This window comes from Intestinirhabdus alba, assembly GCF_009711095.1.
Lineage (GTDB): Bacteria > Pseudomonadota > Gammaproteobacteria > Enterobacterales > Enterobacteriaceae > Intestinirhabdus > Intestinirhabdus alba.
Map to the genome: position 1 here is coordinate 57,063 of NZ_WMJZ01000001.1, position 19,358 is coordinate 76,420.

At 56.1% G+C, this 19,358-nt stretch carries 18 protein-coding genes; 14 read left to right on the forward strand and 4 right to left on the reverse strand.

Annotation, left to right across the window (positions count from 1 at the left end; all coding sequences use genetic code 11):
* Nucleotides 1-68: 68 nt before the first annotated feature.
* The 4 genes from GJV78_RS00295 to GJV78_RS00310 all read left to right on the forward strand — a co-directional run bounded on the left by GJV78_RS00295 (nucleotide 69) and on the right by GJV78_RS00310 (nucleotide 2,714).
* Complete coding sequence (locus GJV78_RS00295) at nucleotides 69-338, forward strand: helix-turn-helix transcriptional regulator (protein WP_155106437.1); 270 nt, start codon at nucleotides 69-71, stop codon at nucleotides 336-338.
* A 27-nt stretch (nucleotides 339-365) separates the two neighbouring features.
* Nucleotides 366-1,340: a phage integrase gene (locus GJV78_RS00300; RefSeq protein WP_155106438.1), complete on the forward strand. Its 975-nt coding sequence runs from the start codon at nucleotides 366-368 to the stop codon at nucleotides 1,338-1,340.
* A 212-nt stretch (nucleotides 1,341-1,552) separates the two neighbouring features.
* Entirely contained in the window at nucleotides 1,553-1,915 is a 363-nt protein-coding gene (locus GJV78_RS00305; RefSeq protein ID WP_155106439.1) for a helix-hairpin-helix domain-containing protein, read from the forward strand.
* Between the two features lie 400 nt (nucleotides 1,916-2,315).
* Nucleotides 2,316-2,714, forward strand: coding sequence for a YbgC/FadM family acyl-CoA thioesterase (locus tag GJV78_RS00310; protein WP_155106440.1), 399 nt, complete (start codon nucleotides 2,316-2,318; stop codon nucleotides 2,712-2,714).
* A gap of 49 nt (nucleotides 2,715-2,763) precedes the next feature.
* Here GJV78_RS00310 and queC read toward each other — a convergent pair whose 3' ends face one another.
* Together queC and GJV78_RS00320 are read right to left on the reverse strand one after the other, a co-directional pair.
* On the reverse strand, nucleotides 2,764-3,459 hold the full coding sequence (queC, locus tag GJV78_RS00315; RefSeq protein WP_155106441.1) for a 7-cyano-7-deazaguanine synthase QueC: 696 nt from the start codon (nucleotides 3,457-3,459) through the stop codon (nucleotides 2,764-2,766).
* Between the two features lie 65 nt (nucleotides 3,460-3,524).
* A complete protein-coding gene (locus tag GJV78_RS00320) occupies nucleotides 3,525-5,225 on the reverse strand; it encodes an SgrR family transcriptional regulator (RefSeq protein WP_155106442.1) in 1,701 nt (566 codons plus the stop codon).
* A 166-nt stretch (nucleotides 5,226-5,391) separates the two neighbouring features.
* Between GJV78_RS00320 and cof the strand changes: the two genes are divergently transcribed.
* Complete coding sequence (cof, locus tag GJV78_RS00325; RefSeq protein ID WP_155106443.1) at nucleotides 5,392-6,207, forward strand: HMP-PP phosphatase; 816 nt, start codon at nucleotides 5,392-5,394, stop codon at nucleotides 6,205-6,207.
* 61 nt (nucleotides 6,208-6,268) lie between these two features.
* Here the strand turns inward: cof and GJV78_RS00330 are convergent, their stop codons facing one another.
* The gene (locus tag GJV78_RS00330) at nucleotides 6,269-7,324 is read right to left on the reverse strand and encodes a PLP-dependent cysteine synthase family protein (protein ID WP_155106444.1); all 1,056 of its coding nucleotides are present in this window, start codon (nucleotides 7,322-7,324) and stop codon (nucleotides 6,269-6,271) included.
* Nucleotides 7,325-7,435: 111 nt separating this feature from the next.
* On the opposite strand from GJV78_RS00330, the gene GJV78_RS00335 reads away from it, so the two are divergent.
* From GJV78_RS00335 to GJV78_RS00375, 9 genes are all read left to right on the forward strand, one after another.
* Entirely contained in the window at nucleotides 7,436-7,894 is a 459-nt protein-coding gene (locus tag GJV78_RS00335) for an Lrp/AsnC family transcriptional regulator (protein WP_155106445.1), read from the forward strand.
* 45 nt (nucleotides 7,895-7,939) lie between these two features.
* Nucleotides 7,940-9,712 (forward strand): SmdA family multidrug ABC transporter permease/ATP-binding protein, encoded by a 1,773-nt coding sequence (locus GJV78_RS00340; protein ID WP_167519287.1) that lies wholly within the window; start codon nucleotides 7,940-7,942, stop codon nucleotides 9,710-9,712.
* A complete protein-coding gene (locus tag GJV78_RS00345) occupies nucleotides 9,705-11,483 on the forward strand; it encodes a SmdB family multidrug efflux ABC transporter permease/ATP-binding protein (protein ID WP_155106446.1) in 1,779 nt (592 codons plus the stop codon). The genes GJV78_RS00340 and GJV78_RS00345 overlap by 8 nt, the downstream gene beginning before the upstream one ends.
* A gap of 171 nt (nucleotides 11,484-11,654) precedes the next feature.
* Nucleotides 11,655-11,993: a P-II family nitrogen regulator gene (gene glnK / locus GJV78_RS00350; protein WP_155106447.1), complete on the forward strand. Its 339-nt coding sequence runs from the start codon at nucleotides 11,655-11,657 to the stop codon at nucleotides 11,991-11,993.
* A gap of 30 nt (nucleotides 11,994-12,023) precedes the next feature.
* Nucleotides 12,024-13,304: an ammonium transporter AmtB gene (gene amtB, locus GJV78_RS00355; protein WP_155106448.1), complete on the forward strand. Its 1,281-nt coding sequence runs from the start codon at nucleotides 12,024-12,026 to the stop codon at nucleotides 13,302-13,304.
* Between the two features lie 300 nt (nucleotides 13,305-13,604).
* Nucleotides 13,605-13,832, forward strand: a complete 228-nt coding sequence (locus tag GJV78_RS00360) for a hypothetical protein (RefSeq protein WP_155106449.1) — start codon at nucleotides 13,605-13,607, stop codon at nucleotides 13,830-13,832.
* A 449-nt stretch (nucleotides 13,833-14,281) separates the two neighbouring features.
* Nucleotides 14,282-14,554, forward strand: a complete 273-nt coding sequence (locus tag GJV78_RS00365) for a hypothetical protein (RefSeq protein WP_155106450.1) — start codon at nucleotides 14,282-14,284, stop codon at nucleotides 14,552-14,554.
* Nucleotides 14,555-14,925: 371 nt separating this feature from the next.
* On the forward strand, nucleotides 14,926-16,209 hold the full coding sequence (locus tag GJV78_RS00370) for an HlyD family secretion protein (protein WP_155106451.1): 1,284 nt from the start codon (nucleotides 14,926-14,928) through the stop codon (nucleotides 16,207-16,209).
* Entirely contained in the window at nucleotides 16,202-18,313 is a 2,112-nt protein-coding gene (locus tag GJV78_RS00375; RefSeq protein WP_155106452.1) for a peptidase domain-containing ABC transporter, read from the forward strand. The genes GJV78_RS00370 and GJV78_RS00375 overlap by 8 nt, the downstream gene beginning before the upstream one ends.
* On the opposite strand, the gene GJV78_RS00380 is transcribed toward GJV78_RS00375, so the two are convergent.
* Nucleotides 18,308-19,162 carry a hypothetical protein gene (locus GJV78_RS00380; protein ID WP_155106453.1) on the reverse strand — a complete coding sequence of 285 codons (855 nt, stop codon included), beginning with the start codon at nucleotides 19,160-19,162 and terminating at the stop codon, nucleotides 18,308-18,310. The two genes, GJV78_RS00375 and GJV78_RS00380, sit on opposite strands and share 6 nt — an antisense overlap.
* Nucleotides 19,163-19,358 lie beyond the last annotated feature (196 nt).

Consider the following 19,358-nt stretch of genomic DNA (forward strand, 5'->3'; position numbering starts at 1 on the left):
CAGTAGACTGTATGCGTATTTATATAGTCATCGTTCAATTACCCGATAATAGTAATTAAGGAGTTACCTTGTCAAACGCGATAGAGCAAAAACTGAAAAAAATCCGCCTGGCCGAAGGTATGACGCAAAAGCAACTTTCTGAACTCACAGGGCTTTCACTTGGGACAATAAAAAATTATGAAGCAGGGCAAAACACAGTCGGGCTGTACGTGGTTCAGGCCATCCTTGTGCAGAAGCCATTCCGTAAATACACAATGTGGGTGATTCACGATACGCCAGATGCCGAACCCGTGCAGGTTGAGCCGGTGACTGACCCCACGCGCAAACGTGCGGGATAAACGGAGGCGGGATAACCTGAGAAAGACATGACAGTAACAAAGCTGGATAGCGGCAAATACCGTGTAGACGTGCGGCCACAGGGCAGGAACGGGAAGCGATACCGGAAAACATTCACCACAAAGGACGAGGCGGTAAGGTATGAGAAATTCATGCTGGCAACCGCACATAACAAAGGGTGGGTGGAAAAGCCCACGGACAGAAGACCCCTTGCCGAACTCATAGAACTCTGGTGGAAACATCACGGTAGCCAGTTACCTTCCGGTCACAGTATGCACCTCAAGTTACAGAACATTGACGAGCTTATGGGGCACCCACGCGCCTGTGATATTGGCCGCAAATTGTTTGCAGACTATCAGGCCATGCGGATGCAGTCCGGCATAAAGCCGGAAACCATCAACAAAGCCCGCTGGCTGCTGAACGGCGTTTTCACTGTCCTGATAAATACGGGCAATTACCACGCAGAAAATCCGATGAAGGGCGTTAAGCCCGTGCGCGTGCCCGTCCGTGAAATGGGTTTTCTTTCGCGTGAGGATGTGCAGCGGCTGCTTGCCGCGCTGGATGGCGATGATTTACGTGCTGTCAAATTGTGTCTGGCTACCGGAGGCCGCTGGGGAGAGGTTAAGCGCCTGACCCGGACGGCAGTTATTCCGCACAAGGTGACGTACATCATCACCAAAAATAACCGGAGCAGAACCATTCCGATATCGGAGGAACTCTGGAAAGAAATCACTGTGGGGGATTCGATGCAACTGTTTCCGGGGGCGCGTTACGACAGGGTGAGGGAAACTCTCGATACGCTGTTTCCGTGGTTGCCGGAAGGGCAGGCGCTGCACGTGCTGCGCCACACTTTTGCCAGCCATTTTATGATGGGTGGAGGGAACATCCTTACCTTACAGCGCATCCTCGGGCATTCAAATATTACGCAGACGATGATTTACGCACACTTCTCACCTGACCACCTTCTGGACGCTGTAAAGCTGAATCCGCTGCAACTGACTTAGTGTCCACATTTTGCCCCTTTTATTCAGATTCATGCAGCCTTGTACAGTCTTAGATTGCTTTTAACATGATGATATTTAACGTAAGTAATTGATTAATTACCATATTAAAAGGCCGCTTTCGCGGCCTTTTCCATATCCGCAGTTTGCCGTTTGTGCCGTTTTCCTCCCACCGCTATGGTGATTCAACCGTTAACACAGAAGGAGAAAATGGTATGAAACATGGAATCAACGCGCTGCTTATCGCCCTTACCCTGGCCTGTTCAGGTATATCCCTCGGCGCTCAGGCCGCCGTCGCGGGGCAGAAAACGGTCGCGCAGGAGAGGGCGGCTGCGGGCGGTTCCGCTCAGGCTAAGGTCCCGACGTCCGGCAGTGACGCCGTCGGCAGGGTGAGTATTAACGCGGCCTCGGCGGAAGAGCTGGCGCGGGTGATGAACGGGGTTGGGCTAAAGAAAGCGCAGGCGATCGTCAACTATCGCGAGGAGTACGGGCCGTTTAAGGCCGTGGACGATCTAAAACAGGTGCCGGGGCTGGGAAGCGCGCTGGTGGAGCGTAATCTGGCGGTACTGGCCCTGTAATCCCTTGCACAATGGCTAACCTCTGCCAGGCTATAGAGGTCATACCAGTTATGACCTCTGTCTCTGCCGTTTTACAGGCTGCAGGCGCGCTGGCGGCGTCTATCCGCCCGGCCGCTTACTTCGCTAAGCGCCCCGGGGTATCCGCCCGGCCGCTTACTTCGCTAAGCGCCCCGGGGTATCCTGGCTGGCTGCTTACCTGTGGCCATTCAGCTCCGTTGCCGCGTTGCTCGCCGCGCATCTGGAATAACCAGACCTTACGGCTCGCGCCTTGCCCTGGACCTGAATGACCGCCAGCGACGCTCCCGAACGGTTACGGGACACAGCCTAATTGCACTGCATAACAAAACCGCCTGAAACAGGGCGGATATATCCAATAACAACACGATAAGGTGAGTGCGCTATGCAAACACAGATTAAAGTCCGCGGTTATCACCTCGATGTTTATCAACACGTTAATAACGCCCGCTACCTGGAGTTTCTGGAGGAGGCCCGCTGGGACTGGCTGGAAAGCTGTGAGAGTTTTATGTGGATGGCCGGGCGTAATATCGCCTTCGTGGTGGTCAATATCAACATCAACTACCGTCGGCCTGCGGTGCTGAACGATCTGCTCACCGTGACCAGCCGGCTAGAACGGCTGAACGATAAAAGCGGTATCCTGAGCCAGGCGGTCACCCTGGAGCCTGAAGGGCTGGCGGTGGCGGATGCGCTGATTACCTTTGTCTGCATTGACTTAAAAAGTCAGAAGGCGCTGCCGCTGGAGGGGGAGCTGCGCGATAAGCTGGAGCAGTTGATGCGCTAGTTTTCCGCCGGACGGTGCCGCGACCCGGCGGCCCGCCGCTGTCGGCGGGCTATTGCAGCCCGCTTTTTTGCTTCATGGCTGCCGTTATTCCCGGTCTGTCCGCCAGATAGCGGTTCAGGCCGTTAGCGCGCAGGCTGCAGGCCGCGCAGTGGCCGCAGCCGTCGCCTGTGATGCCGTTATAGCAGGTCAGCGTCTCCTGACGTATCAGATCCAGCCTGCCCAGATAGTCGGCCAGCGCCCAGGTTTCGGCTTTATCGAGCCACATCAGCGGCGTCTCAAAACGAATTTCTTTCGCCATCCCCAGGCTGACGGCGTGGTTCAGCGCCCTGACGAACTCGTCGCGACAGTCCGGATAGCCGGAAAAATCGGTCTCGCAGACCCCGGTGATTACCGCCTCGGCTTTAATCTGGTAAGCATAAATGGCGGCCAGGGTGAGAAACAGAATATTGCGTCCGGGCACAAAGGTATCGGGAATGCCGTCGGCGTCTGGCTCGTAGTCCGGCACCGGAATGTTATCGCGGGTCAGGCTGCTTACCGCCAGCTCGCCCAGCAGCGCAACGTCCAGCACCTTATGCGCGCGTGCGCCGAGCTTCAGGGCCAGGCTGCGCGCGACGTCAATCTCAGCGCGGTGACGCTGGCCGTAGTCAAAGGTCACGCAGTGCACTTCATCATAGTGATGCAGCGCCTGCGCCAGGCAGGTGGTGGAGTCCTGACCTCCACTGAATACAACGACGGCACGTTTCATGATTTATCCCGACAAATAACGAAGGGCGCTATGGTAGCGCCACAGCCGCGTCGTCGCCACCTCCATCAGCACTCCGGCGGTGGAAGCCAGGCGTCGGCAAACTCGAACCAGCCCCGGGGGTTGAGACGTACGCCGTTCACCCCCGGTGGCGCGCTGATGCGATAGTGATAATTGAACAGCGGCGTCAGAACCGCCTCGTTCATCAGGCCGCTGAATACCTGTTGGAGCGCGGCGTGACGCTCCTCTTCGTCAGGAAGGATCTGCAGGGCGTCGAGCGTCGCCTGCAGATGCGCGAACGCGGGGGCATCAAGAACGTGCGGCCAGAGTGGGTCGCAGCGCAGCCACTGCTCAAGTGTATATTCCGGCGCTTCGCCAATCAGCCTGTCGCCCATTATCAGATCCGCCTGCGCCAGCGGATGCGCCCCGTCCCAGCTTTTGGCGTTGTGGAAAATCAGCGTCAGCTCGCAGCCCAGCTCCGCCAGATGGCGCTGAAGCTGCTCCGCCATGGCGTGAAGCTCCACCGGAAGATGATAGGCCAGCGTCAGTCTGGCCGGCAGCGGGACCGCCTCCCTGTCGTCCCACTGCGGTAGCGCCCAGCCGGGAAGCAGCGTACCGCTGGGGGTAATCAGGTTTTCATCTACCGCCAGGCTCTGCATCAGCGAAGAGGAGTGGACAATATTCACCAGCCGTCGCGCCTGCCGGAGGCTTAGCCGGGCGCTTTTCCTGAGCGTGAGATAGCAAAAGCCCAGGCTGATACCGCTGCTGACCTGGCTCAGCGTGGCCAGCTCTTCGGGTTTGCCGATGTTGATTTGTACCGGATGGCGGCAGCTGGTGCCCAGATCCCGGGCGAAAAGCTGCGGGGCGATCCAGTATTCCACCGCCTTCAGCAGCGGATGGCTGAGGTGGTACTGCTCGTGGCTCTCCAGGCGCACCAGCTCCGGGGTGAAGAGGGTCAGGCGAAAGGGGCCGCTGCCGACGAGCGGCATATCCGGGTGCGCCAGCCGGCTGCAGTAGCTTGCCAGCCGGTGCGCCAGCCAGAAATCAGGCCGGTGCAGATAGAAGGTCAGGCGCTGGGGATGCGTTACCGCGATGCGCTTCACGCTGATAAACAGCCTGTTCAGGGCCGGTAGCCGCAGCAGCATCAGCAGCCGCTGGTACAGCTGCGACGTTGCCACCGTATCCCCCGTATGCCAGTGCAGAGTGGAGCGAATATAAAAGTCCCAGCGCAGGCCGTCGGCAGAGATGTCCCAGCCGTGCGCCAGATCGCCGCTGGGGCGCTGTCCGTCGCAGGTAAAGCGGGTAAGCCCGGAAAAAATTTGACCGGCAAGATGCTGCTCTGCGCGACCGGGAAGGAAACCCGGCCGTAGCGGATCCAGCGGGCGATAATAGGGAATGCGCAGGGTGGGCGTATCGTTTTGCCACTGACCGCCCATAAACGGCTGCAGCATGGCGCGCAGCTCGCCGGGAGCCAGCTGCGCCAGGCCCAGCGCGCTGAGCTGATGGCCTTGCTCCAGCGCCTGCTCCATCATCGTTTTGCGCAGCGACGCCGGCGATGCCAGAAACCGTAGCCGGCCGCGCTTGCCGCGTCCCGGCTGCGCTTGCCAAATCAGCCAGCCCGCCTGCTGGGCCTGGCGCAGCAGCGTGCGCACGTGTCGCTCGCTGCAAAAACAGCGTGCGGCCAGCTCGCCGACGGTGACGTTCTGGGGTGCGCCGGCGGAGGGTTGCCAGAGGCGCTGGTACTGATTAAGTCGGTTAAGTAACCGCATATTTTCCTCGCTCTGGGGGCCGATGAGCGGGCCGGAGTCGTAGCGGCGCAGCCCATCCGTCTTTTCTGAAAACCGGAACAATTTGTTCTATCTATTCACTATTACTTCCGTATATCGCAGGTGATACTTAACCTCAAGTTAAACGCATCATCTGATGGAGAAAACGATGGTTCGACTGGCAGCATTTGATATGGATGGCACCCTTTTAATGCCCGACCACCGGTTAGGCGAGGCAACCCTTACCGCGCTGGCGCGTCTTCGCGATCGCGATATTGCGCTGGTTTTAGCCACCGGCCGGCATGCCCTGGAGATGCAGCATATTGTGAGCACCCTGGCGCTGGACGCTTTTCTGATTGCCGGCAACGGGACGCGCATCCATACGCAGGAGGGCGAAGTGGTGCATCGTCAGGACTTAACCGCTGACGTGGCGGAACCGCTGCTGCGCCAGGCGTGGGACACCAAAGCCAGTATGCATATCTTTAATGATGACGGCTGGTTTACCGGGCGGGCGCTTCCGGCCTTACTCCAGGCGCATGTCTATAGCGGCTTTAGCTACCAGATTGTCGACGTGAAGCATATGTCGACAGATCGGGTAACGAAGGTCTGCTTCTGCGGGGAGCATGAGGATCTTCTGCGCCTGAAGACGCAGCTGCATGAGGCGCTGGGGGAGCGGGCGCACCTCTGTTTCTCTGGGGTTGACTGTCTCGAGGTGCTGCCGCCAGGCTGCAATAAAGGCGCTGCGCTGGCGGCGTTGTGCGAGCGTTCAGGAATATCGCTGGCCGACTGTATGGCGTTTGGCGACGCCATGAACGACCGGGAGATGCTGGGCAGCGTCGGGCACGGGGTGATTATGGGCAACGCCATGCCGCAGCTGATCGCCGAACTGCCGCATCTGCCGGTTATCGGCCACTGCCGCAGCCAGGCCGTCTCCCACTATTTAACGCATTGGCTGGACAATCCGCATCAGCCTTATTCCCCCTAATGAGCGGGTGTTTCCGGCACCGGGCTTTGCCCGGTTTTTTTAACTTCCTGGCCGCCAAAGCTTAATCCACGTTCAGCAGCCGGGCGATCTCCGCGTGCCAGGGCGTTAAATTGCCAATGTGCGCGCTGACCCACTGCGGGTTGTAATAGGTCTCCAGATAACGTTCGCCGCTGTCGCACAGCAGCGTTACCAGCGAGCCGCTTTGCCCCGCCTCGCGCATTCGTGCCGCCAGCTGCAGGGTTCCCCACATGTTAGTGCCGGTCGACGCGCCTACCCGGCGGCCGAGCCGTGTCTCCAGCCAGTGGGCGGTGGCAATGCTGGCGGCGTCGGGCACCCGCAGCATTTCGTCAACCACGTCCGGAATAAAGGATGGCTCCACGCGCGGACGGCCGATACCTTCAATTCTGCTGCCCGTGGGGCTGCACAGGGTCGGGTTCCGCTCCTGCCAGTAAGGGAGAAAAACGGAATTTTCCGGGTCCACCACCATAAGCCGTGTGCTATACCCCTGACTGCGAATATAGCGACCGATGGTTGCAGAGGTGCCGCCCGTACCCGCGCTCATCACGATATAGTCCGGAACCGGGTGCGGCTCGCGCTGCATCTGATGAAATATGCTGTCGGCGATATTGTTATTGCCGCGCCAGTCGGTGGCGCGTTCTGCATAGGTAAACTGATCCATGTAATGGCCGTTCAGTTCGCGCGCCAGCTGCGCGGAGGCGGCGTAAATTTCGCCGGCGCTTTCCACAAGATGGCAGCGGCCGCCGTAAAATTCGATCAGTTCGATTTTGCGCCTGGCGGTGCAGGCGGGCATGACGGCGATAAACGGTAGCCCCAGCAGCTTAGCAAACCAGGCTTCGGATACCGCCGTCGAGCCGGAGGAGGATTCCACGATGGTGGTGCCCTCTTTGATCCACCCGTTGCATAGCCCATAAAGGAACAGCGACCGCGCCAGCCGGTGCTTCAGGCTACCGGTGGGATGGGTACTTTCATCTTTCAGATAAATATCGATCCCCGGAAAGGCAGGCAGCGACAGCCGGATGAGATGGGTGTCCGCAGAGCGCTGATAGTCGGCGTTGATTTCGTTAATGGCGTTTCTTACCCAGGTACTGTTCATCATGATGGTCCGTCTGTTCGTTTGCGTCAGAGTAGCGAAAAGCACAGAAAAAATTGTTGCCATTTGGCCTTTAAAATAGAATGTATGGAGAAAAATGTTCTCTGAGGTGCCCACATGTTAGATAAAACTGACCGCAGGCTGCTGGCGCTGCTGCAGCGGGACTGCACGCTCTCTTTGCAGGCGCTGGCGGATGCGGTCAATCTGACCACCACGCCCTGTTGGAAACGGCTGAAGCGGCTGGAAGATAGCGGCATCCTTATTGGCAAAGTTGCCCTGCTGGACCCGGAGAAGCTGGGGCTGGGGCTAACCGCCTTCGTGCTGATTAAAACACAGCACCACAGCAGCGAATGGTACGGCCGCTTCGTCTCTGAGGTCAGCGCCATACAGGAGGTGCTCGGTTTCTGGCGGATGGCCGGAGAATATGACTACCTGCTGCGCGTTCAGGTCGCGGATATGAAGCGCTACGACGACTTCTACAAGCGCCTGGTAAACAGCGTGCCGGGACTGACGGACGTCACCTCAAGCTTTGCCATGGAACAGATTAAATCTACAACGGCGCTGCCCATTGAATAACCCTTCCGCCGTGAGCCGCTGAAAAGCCAGAACAGGACCTGATACGTGCGATTATTTGCTCAACTAAGCTGGTTTTTTCGCCGGGAGTGGCGTCGCTACCTCGGTGCCGTCGCCCTGCTTATCCTTATTGCCATTCTGCAGCTGATCCCGCCGAAGGTGGTGGGTATCGTGGTGGATGGCGTAAGCGCCCGGCGCTTTACCACCGAACGGCTGCTGATGTGGATCGGCATTATCGCGCTGATTGCCGTGGCGGTTTATCTGCTGCGCTACGTCTGGCGGGTGCTGCTGTTTGGCGCATCCTGGCAGCTGGCGGTGGAGCTGCGCGAGGAGTATTACCGCCAGCTCAGCCGCCAGCATCCGGAGTTTTACCTGCGTCACCGCACCGGGGATCTTATAGCCCGCGCCACCAACGACGTAGATCGGGTAGTGTTCGCCGCCGGGGAAGGGGTGCTGACGCTGGTTGATTCGCTGGTAATGGGCTGCGCGGTGCTGATCGTCATGTCCACGCAGATCAGCTGGCAGCTGACGCTGTTCGCCCTGCTGCCGATGCCGGTAATGGCGCTGTTCATCAAGCGCTATGGCGAACGGCTGCACGACCGCTTCCGCCAGGCGCAGGCGGCCTTTTCCAGCCTCAACGATCGGACCCAGGAGAGCCTGACCAGCATCCGCATGATTAAAGCGTTTGGCCTTGAGGATCGCCAGTCGGCGCTGTTTGCCGCAGACGCCAAGGAGACCGGTAAGAAAAATATGCGCGTGGCGCGCATCGACGCGCGCTTTGATCCTACCATCTACATCGCGATTGGTATGGCCAATCTGCTGGCGATCGGCGGCGGCAGCTGGTTGGTGGTGCGCGGCAGCCTGACGCTGGGGCAACTGACCAGCTTTATGATGTACCTGGGGCTGATGATCTGGCCAATGCTGGCGCTGGCCTGGATGTTTAATATCGTCGAGCGCGGTAGCGCCGCCTACGGCCGCATTCGCGAGACGCTCGCCGAAGCGCCGGTGGTCAACGACGGCAGCGAGCCGGTGCCGGAAGGGCGGGGCGAACTGGCGGTGGCTATTGAGACGTTCAGCTATCCCCGGACGTCGCATCCTACGCTGGAGAAGATTCATTTACGCCTTCAGCCCGGCCAGATGCTGGGGATCTGCGGGCCGACGGGGGCGGGCAAAAGCACGCTTCTGGCGCTGATCCAGCGCCACTTTGACGTCACCTGCGGAGAGGTGCGCTTTCACCATATTCCGCTGCCGCGCCTGCGGCTGGATGAGTGGCGCAGCCGCCTGGCGGTGGTCAGCCAGACCCCGTTTCTGTTTTCTGACTCGGTGGCCAGCAACATCGCGCTGGGCTGTCCGAACGCCAGCCGCCAGCAGATAGAGCGCGCGGCGGGCCTGGCCTGCGTACATGAGGATATCCTCCGCCTGCCGCAGGGCTATGAAACGGAGGTGGGTGAGCGCGGCGTGATGCTCTCAGGCGGGCAGAAGCAGCGCATCGCCATCGCCAGGGCGCTGCTGCTCAATGCGGAGATCCTGATCCTCGACGACGCGCTGTCGGCGGTGGACGGGCGAACGGAGCACCAGATCCTGCACAATCTGCGCCAGTGGGGAGAGGGCCGGACGGTGATTATCAGCGCCCACAGGCTCTCCGCGCTGACCGAGGCCAGCGAGATCGTCGTTATGCAGCACGGGCGTATCGTCCAGCGCGGCCGCCACGACGCGCTGGCGCAGGAGGAGGGCTGGTATCGCGATATGTACCGCTATCAGCAGCTTGAGGCGGCGCTGGACGACGCGCCGGAAAATAGCGAGGAGGCGGCAAATGCGTAGTTTCAGGCAGCTATGGCCGACCCTGAAGAGATTGCTTGTCTACGGCTCGCCGTGGCGTAAACCGCTGGCCGTTGCGGTGCTGATGCTGTGGATCGCGGCGGCGGCGGAGGTCAGCGGCCCGCTTTTGATTAGCTACTTTATCGACCGGATGGTGGCGAAAAATAACCTGCCGCTGACCGTGGTCGCCGGGCTGGCGGCGGCCTACGTCGGGCTGCAGATCCTGGCCGCAGGGCTGCACTACGCCCAGTCGCTGCTGTTCAACCGGACCGCCGTTGGGGTGGTGCAGCAGCTGCGAACCGACGTGATGGACGCCGCGCTGCGCCAGCCGCTCAGCGCTTTTGATACCCAGCCCGTCGGCCAGCTCATTTCCCGGGTCACCAATGATACCGAGGCCATTCGCGATCTCTACGTGACGGTGGTGGCGACGGTGCTGCGCAGCGCCGCGCTGATCGGCGCGATGCTGGTGGCGATGTTCAGCCTCGACTGGCGTATGGCGCTGGTGGCGATGGCGATTTTTCCGGCGGTGCTGGTGGTGATGGCTATCTATCAGCGCTACAGCACGCCGATCGTGCGACGGGTGCGCGGCTATCTCGCCGATATCAACGACGGCTTTAACGAAATTATCGGCGGCATGAGCGTTATTCAGCAGTTTCGCCAGCAGGCGCGCTTCGGCGAAAAGATGGGCCAGGCCAGCCGCTCGCACTATCTGGCGCGGATGCAGACCCTGCGCCTGGACGGCTTTTTGCTGCGCCCGCTGCTGAGTCTTTTTTCGGCGCTGATCCTGTGCGGCCTGCTGATGCTGTTCGGCTTTTCCGCCAGCGGGACCATTGAGGTCGGGGTGCTGTACGCTTTTATCAGCTATCTGGGGCGGCTGAACGAGCCGCTAATCGAGCTGACAACCCAGCAGTCGATGCTGCAGCAGGCGGTGGTCGCGGGGGAGCGGGTGTTTGAGCTGATGGACGGGCCGCGCCAGCGCTATGGTCAGGATACCCGGCCGCTGGACTCCGGAACGATTGAGGTGGCCGACGTTTCGTTTGCCTATCGCGACGATCGGCTGGTGCTACACGATATCAGCCTGAAGGTGCCTTCCCGCAGCTTTGTGGCGCTGGTCGGCCATACCGGCAGCGGTAAAAGCACCCTCGCCAGCCTGCTGATGGGCTACTATCCGCTGAGCCAGGGTGAAATTCGTCTTAACGACCGCCCGCTGCAGAGCCTTAGCCACGAGGTGCTGCGCAAAGGCGTGGCGATGGTGCAGCAGGATCCGGTCGTGATGGCTGACACCTTTCTCGCCAACGTTACCCTTGGGCGCGATATCTCCGAAGCGCAGGTCTGGCAGGCGCTGGAAACCGTGCAGCTGGCGGATCTGGCCCGCGGAATGAGCGAAGGGCTTTATACCCGGCTGGGCGAGCAGGGAAATAATCTGTCGGTCGGCCAGAAGCAGCTGCTGGCGCTGGCGCGCGTGCTGGTGGATGCCCCGCAGGTGCTTATTCTCGATGAGGCGACCGCCAGCATCGACTCTGGCACCGAGCAGGCTATCCAGCGGGCGCTGGCCGCGGTGCGTGAACATACCACCCTGGTGGCAATCGCCCATCGACTGTCGACCATCGTCGACGCAGATACAATTCTGGTGCTGCACCGGGGGCAGATCGTGGAGCGCGGCACGCATCAGCAGCTGCTCGCCGCCGGCGGACGCTACTGGCAGATGTATCAGCTACAGCTCGCCGGCGAGGAGCTGGCCGCCATTACGCGCGAGGAGCCTCTCAGCGTCTGATGTGCCGCTTCGCTGGTGCAAAAACGCAGCGCATCATGCACCGTCATGGTGCGTTTTTCTTTTCCCACCGTCGACCACCCCCTTTCCACCGGTCTTATGGCCTGGCACACCCTTTGCAATACCTCTGTTGCGCAGTCGCCGCCATTGGCGATTTCTGACAGGAGAAGAACGATGAAGCTGGTTACCGTGGTGATTAAACCGTTCAAGCTGGAAGATGTGCGCGAAGCGCTCTCTTCCGTGGGGATTCAGGGGCTAACCGTCACCGAGGTTAAGGGCTTCGGGCGACAGAAGGGCCACGCCGAGCTTTACCGCGGCGCGGAGTACAGCGTCAATTTCCTGCCAAAGGTGAAGATCGACGTGGCGATTGCCGATGACCAGCTTGACAGCGTGGTCGATGTCCTTGGCAAGGCGGCATATACCGGAAAGATTGGCGACGGCAAAATTTTTGTCGCGGAGCTACAGCGCGTGATACGCATTCGCACCGGTGAAACCGACGAAGCGGCGCTGTAACGACTGGCACAGGGTAACGGGAAACGAAAAATGAAGAGAGTCACGATGAGATCCACCCTTACTTCCCTGGCGCTGCTGCCGGGGCTGGCGACGGCCGCGACGGCCGACAAGGCTGACAACGCCTTTATGATGATCTGTACCGCGCTGGTGCTATTTATGACCGTGCCCGGCATCGCCCTGTTTTACGGGGGGCTGATCCGCGGCAAAAACGTCTTGTCCATGCTGACCCAGGTTACCGTTACCTTTGCGCTGGTCTCTATCTTGTGGGTTGTTTTCGGCTATTCGCTGGCTTTTGGCGAAGGGAATCATTTCTTCGGCGGCTTTAGCTGGATCATGCTGAAGAATATTGCCCTGACGGCGGTAACCGGCAGCATTAACCAATATATTCACGTCGTTTTTCAGGGCTCCTTCGCCTGTATTACCGTCGGGCTGATTGTCGGGGCGCTGGCCGAGCGTATTCGCTTTTCGGCGGTGCTGATCTTTGTCGCGGTGTGGCTGACGTTCTCTTACCTTCCGGTGGCCCATATGGTGTGGGGCGGCGGCCTGCTGGCGTCCCACGGCGCGCTGGACTTCGCGGGCGGCACCGTGGTGCATATTAACGCCGCCGTAGCGGGACTGGTCGGGGCGTACCTGATCGGCAAGCGCGTGGGCTTTGGTAAGGAGTCCTTTAAACCGCATAATCTGCCGATGGTCTTTACCGGCACCGCCGTGCTGTATATCGGCTGGTTTGGCTTTAACGCCGGCTCCGCCGGGACGGCGAATGAAATTGCGGCGCTGGCCTTTGTGAATACCGTTGTGGCGACGGCGGCGGCCATTCTCGGCTGGATTTTTGGTGAATGGACGCTGCGCGGGAAACCCTCTCTGCTGGGGGCCTGTTCCGGGGCGATCGCCGGGCTGGTCGGCGTGACGCCCGCCTGTGGCTACGTTGGCGTCGGCGGCGCGCTGATTATCGGTGGCGTCGCCGGGCTTGCCGGGCTGTGGGGGGTGACCATGCTTAAACGCCTGCTGCGGGTCGACGATCCCTGCGATGTGTTTGGCGTTCACGGCGTGTGCGGCATCGTCGGCTGTCTCCTTACCGGTATTTTCGCCGCCGGGCCGCTGGGCGGCGTTGGCCTTGCCGAAGGGATCTCCATCGGGCATCAGGTGCTGGTGCAGCTGGAAAGCATTATTGTCACCCTCGTCTGGTCCGCCGTTGTCGCCTTTATCGGCTACCGGCTGGCGGATATGACGGTTGGGCTGCGCGTGCCGGAGGAGCAGGAGCGCGAAGGGCTGGACGTCAACAGCCACGGCGAAAATGCCTACAATGCCTGACCTGGCGAAGGTGTGGTGCGCTCGTCTTCCGTAGCTTAAAAGCGTTGTGCCAAAATTTGGTTTAATTTCGTCGGGTAGTATCTGTAAACTTTGCCGAACCATTTTCCGTTCGGCTTTTTCACTAAATTCCTGGCTTGCGAAGCTCCATTATAATTCTGTAATATTTTTTTACATATCTACGAAATATACTCTTACGGATTTGGTTGATTGATTAATTTCAGGTAAAACGATATAAAATAAAAGGTGAATAGCCTCACCATAGGATATTAATTCTTATTTATTATTTACAGGAGTTATATAATGCGTGAACTTAAGGCAAGCGAGTTAAATGAAGTGTCCGGTGCCGGGATCATTGCTGATGCCGGAACGGCGTTAGGTCGTGGCATTGGTTCAATTCTTGAAGCTGCGGGTGTCAAGAATGGCCTGGAAGCTGCGACCCAGATGGGAACCGGTATAGGTCAGGTTGTTGAAGCAGGAATAAGCATTCTGTCTTCAATTTTTGGCGGGCTTTTTGGTAAAAAAAGCTGATATATACCCTAAATAATTCGAGTTGCAGGACACAACGCAGCGCGTTTTGAACAGCCCCGGGGCTGGCCCCGAAGGGGTGAGGCCCTCAGGCCGAATCACGCGGCGACCCAGTGACAAATTCGTCAGGAACGAATTTGAACAGCCGCAGGCTGCCTCTCATTAATCCCTGGGAGCTTACTGGAGTATGTGATTGGGGTGAGCGAGGACAAACCGGCTTAGCCGATTTGAACGCCGCTGGCGGCGGCCCTTCAGGGTGAGGCCCCTGGGCCGAATAAAGCCAACGCACATGAAACTTGAAGTATGACGGGTATATCCTGAATAAATTCGTGTTGCCTGATTTTATAACCAGAGCTCAGGTAGCCGGAAGTACGATGGATATTATTTTATACTCTTCATTTTGATTTATTTAGCCATAAGAGAGTACGCTTATGGCTATTAAAGGAAAAGTTATGCGTGAATTAACACAAATTGAAATGAACCATGTTAGCGGCGCAGGGATCGTCCAGGATACGCTCGACACCATAGGGCAAAAGGTTGGTGGCGGTATCGGTGGAGTTATTGGTACGGCCGCAGGGTCGTTTATTGGTTCCGTAGTTCCGCTTATTGGAACTACCATCGTAGGTAACCTTGCATCCCGCATCGGAAATAAGATAGGCAGCGTTATTGGTTCCGGAATAGGTAAAACCATTGGTGGGCTTTTTGAAAAAATATTGGGTATCTAATCCCTCTGTTTTTTTGTGAAGATTATTTATCTACTCTGAATAATAATATTTACAGATTACAACGCAAAGCATATTATAAACGCGCGGGAGAGACGTCGCCCGGCTGTAACAGGTTGGCCAGCACGTTGACCGCCTGAAGTATTTTTACTTTAATTAAAAAATCGAGTCTCGTACTCGATTTTTTTTACCCGCTGGCTGCCGGAGCATATATACCCTAAATAATTCGAGTTGCAGGACAAAACGCAGCGCGTTTTGAACAGCCCCAGGGCTGGCCCCGAAGGGGTGAGGCCCCTGGGCCGAATAAAGCCAACGAACATGCAGCTTGAAGTATGACGGGTATAGATTTCATTTTGCCATAACAATGGATGACCATGGATACCAGAGACTTATTCCGCCGGGAGGCTATCGATAATCTGAGAACCCGATGGCTTGGCCAGGCTTTACTCATCGGGAGCTATCCACTATGGGTTGCGATCCTCGTAACGGTGTTACTTCTTGCCGCCCTTATGTCTGTAATTATTTTTGGCGAGTATACCCGCAGAATAAGTGTTTACGGAGAGGTAACGACCCTGCCGCGGGCGATAAATATCTACTCACCGGGCCAGGGATTCATCAGCCGCAGCTGGAAGCATCCCGGCGAACAGGTGAAAAAAGGGGATTACCTGTATCAGATTGACGTCAGCAGGATTACCCGCTCTGGCAACGTCAGTGAAAATATTCTCCAGGCGGGCAGGGAACAACTTCGCCTGATTGAGGAAATTATCCACAAGCTGGAAGAAAATAAGGCCGTTACGCTTAGCCAAATGAAGCAGCAGCTACAGCAGTATGAACAGGCTTATCAGGAAACCAAAGCTACGGTTACGACCGCCAATGAAGGGATGTTAGCCATGAAGGCGACGATGAACAATTATGCTGAATATAAACGCCGTGGGCTAATTAATATCGATCAGATGTCTAATCAACGCTATCTCTATTATCAACAGCAAAGCGTATACCAAAACCTGAACGCGCAGCTGATTCAGCAGGGCCTGCAGATCACCAGTCTGCGGGGAGAGATGTTTACCCGGGCGACGGATTTTGATAATGAAATTTCCCGGCGAAAATATGAACTCAGCGATTTACGTCGTCAGCTGGCTGAAATGGATGCGAGCGGAGCCTTGCTTGTCAGCTCGCCGGTGGACGGTAAAGTCGAAACGCTAAGCGTTACCCAGGGGCAAATGGTGAATTCTGGCGACAGCCTGGCGCAGGTGATCCCGGCGGAGAGTGAGGGCTATTTTTTAATATTATGGTTGCCCAACAGCGCTACGCCCTATGTTAAGCCGGGCGATCCTATTAATATTAGCTTTGACGCCTTCCCCTATGAAAAGTTTGGCCATTTTCCAGGGGAAATAAAATCGATTTCCAGCGTACCGGTCTCGCCACAGGAGTTAAATTCGTACAGCAACTCTCCGCAGGGGAAACAGACCGGAATAGCGGAGCCATTTTATAAAGTTATTGTCGATATAAGTCGTGATAAACGGCTTGCCGCAATGATATTGACCACCGGCATGAAAGCGCGGGCGATGGTCTTTCTGGAAAAAAGGCCCATCTACCAGTGGATGATTGCCCCTTTTTATGACTTTTACCGTAGCCTGATGGGACCTGTTAATGAATAATACCTTATTAACTTATCTGCGCGACCGGCTGCATTTTGGCTTTATCAGAAAGGTTCCCCAGATCCTCCAGACGGAAAGCGCAGAGTGCGGCCTGGCCTGCCTGGCGATGGTTTGTCGCTATTATGGCAAAGATGTTGACTTAATTAATCTGCGTCACCGGTTTGGCGTTTCATCTCATGGTGCCACGCTTGGGGTGTTGGTAGACATTGCCGACAAAACTGGCCTTAAAAATCGACCGCTGTCGCTGGATCTTGACGAGGTCAGACAGCTAAAAACCCCCTGTATTCTCCATTGGGATATGTGTCATTTCGTCGTATTACTATCGGCCCGGCGCAATAAATTTGTCATAAACGATCCGGCGTTTGGCCGGCGGAGCATGGGGCTGCGCGAGTTTTCCCGTCACTTTACCGGCGTTGCGCTGGAGCTATGGCCCGATCAAGGCTTCTCCCGCGAGAAAGCGCGTAGCCGGCTGCGATTACGGGATATGCTAGGTAATATCCACGGGTTACCGGCCTTTCTTGGTAAGATATTTTGTTTCAGCCTGCTGATTGAGGCAATAAATTTGCTGCTCCCGGTGGGGACGCAGCTGGTTATGGATCATGTTATTATTGCGGAAGATCACAGTCTGTTATCGCTAATTTGTATTGGACTGCTGGGCTTTATTCTTTGTCGTACTTTTATTGCTACGCTGCGGGCGTGGGCTTCGCTGGTCATGGCATCGCTGATTGATATTCAGTGGAAAGCGGGCATGTTTGACCATTTAATGAAGCTGCCGCTGGCCTATTTTGCAAAACGTAAACTGGGAGATATACAGTCCAGACTTGGCTCGCTGGAGGTTATTCGCACCACGCTTACCGATGGTTTGGTAAACGGTATCATTGATACCATTGTCGCCATCGGCGTTTTTATCATGATGGCGCTGTACGGCGGCTGGCTGGTCGGAGTGGTACTCACATTTACGCTGATCTACATGGCTCTGCGGATCGTGACCTATGGGCGCTATCGGCAGGCTTCTGAAGATCACATCGTTAAAGATGCCCGGGCCGGATCGCACTTTATGGAAACGCTCTATGGCGTGGGAACCATTAAGGCTTTGGGTATTACGGGGCTGCGTGCGAAGTTCTGGCTGAATCTGAACATCGACGCTGCTAACGCCAGAATACGCACCACCAGGCTGGATTTGCTCTTCGGTGGCCTGTCGAATCTGATCGGTGCCGTTGATCAAATCATCATCCTCTGGCTGGGCGCGACGATGGTTATAGAGGGCGGTATGACGCTGGGAATGTTCGTCGCTTTCAACGCCTGGCGCAGTCAGTTTTCCGATCGTACCGCCAGCTTAATTAACCTCTTTTTACAGATGCGGCTGTTGACGATGCATAACGAGCGTATTGCCGATGTACTGCTTTCCGAGCCCGAGCTGGAGGGGCCGGAGCAATGGCTGGCCGCGCCTGACGAACCGGTTGAGTTTGCGATAAAAGACGTGTCTTTCGCCTATGACAGGTTATCGAAGCCGATCTTCACCCATCTCAATATTCAGGTGAAGGCGGGAGAAAGCGTCGCGATTATTGGCCCTTCAGGCACCGGGAAAACGACGCTGATGAAGGTGATGTCCGGGCTACTGCAGCCAACGGCGGGGAATGTTTATTTTAATGGTATCGATATCAATAATATCGGCCTTAATAACTATCGGCAAAATATAGCCTGCGTTCTACAGGATGATAAGCTGTTTGCTGGCTCTATTGCGGAAAATATCTGTAGTTTTACCGAGAATAAAGATTATTCGCGTATTTATGAGTGCGCCATTAACTGTAATATTCATGATGAGATTATGCAGATGCCGATGGGATATGAAACGCTGATCGGTGAGCTGGGGGGGAATCTGTCCGGAGGACAGAAACAGCGCCTGCTGATTGCCCGAGCGCTCTACAGGAGACCGGGAATTTTGTTTCTTGACGAGGCCACCAGCCATCTGGATCTGGAAAATGAGGCTAAAATTAATCAGGCGATCGGTGGACTGAATATTACCCGTATTTTTATTGCACATCGCCCTTCGACGATCGCCAGCGCTGAACGGGTTATCGATCTGACGGCGACGAATTTATAATGCCTTGTGCTCCGGACAAATACAGTAGAGAAGCCCGGCCAGCTGTAGCGAATAAATATTGCGGAAAAGATGGATAAAATTGTCCGACAGCCTGATGAACAGATTATTTTCCAGCGAGAGCAGGCCGGCAGACTGCGCCTCATGCAGCAGCGCGCAAACATGACTGCGTGAAACGTAGCTATACTCGGCTATCTTTTTATGGGGCAAAATGATATTTTGGCTGTTTTGCTGAAGGTGCTCTTTATACAGCAGCAGCATGATCATGTAGCCCCCATCTTTTTTGATGAACACCCCGGCGTTGGGCTCGATATGGGTGAGTGTAATATGGTTCAGTACAATATTTTGATAGCGGCAGAAGAAGTATCGAATAAATTCATCGGGGCTGCTGTAGCATGCTAAACCGGCGCTACTATGCAGTATTTGATAGGGCTTAAGCAGAGTTTGCAGCAGTTCGAAAATCTCTTTAATCGCACTGGGGGAGGGGAGATAGTGCTTTTCCCGACGGTTGCCTTCGGCTCGATGAAGCGTGAGACGACCCGATACGCGAAGCTGCGTAAATAGTGCATTGATAGAGTTGGCACAAAAAAAATTTTCTTGTTGGGAAATAAAATTTTTTACTTTTTTTAAAGTTGGAGCTGGATCACAATAATAAAATAGCAGAATAGCCGCTGCCGTATAAAAACGGATGCTCTTGAATATCATTTTATAAAATAAAGGTTTTTTTGCATAAAAGGTACTTAGCATTATTTCATGGATCATCACCATTTTGTTCAGGTTTTTATGGCTGTTGATTTTGCTGGCATGACAAACGATCTGTTCAATCACTGTTTCACGAAGCGGTAAATCCATTAGCGATAGCCCCATTGGAAACCTTAATATTCAGATGAATTAATGAGTCTAACAGTACCAGTGGATAAGCCGCAAGGCAGAAGGCGATCTTGTTATTCATTGAGAATTTTGCGCGGGTGTTATTCTTTATTCCCAAGGGCAATCCTGTTTTTTAATTTTTAAATTGGTTTTACTTATTTTTTTATCCGTAGCCCAC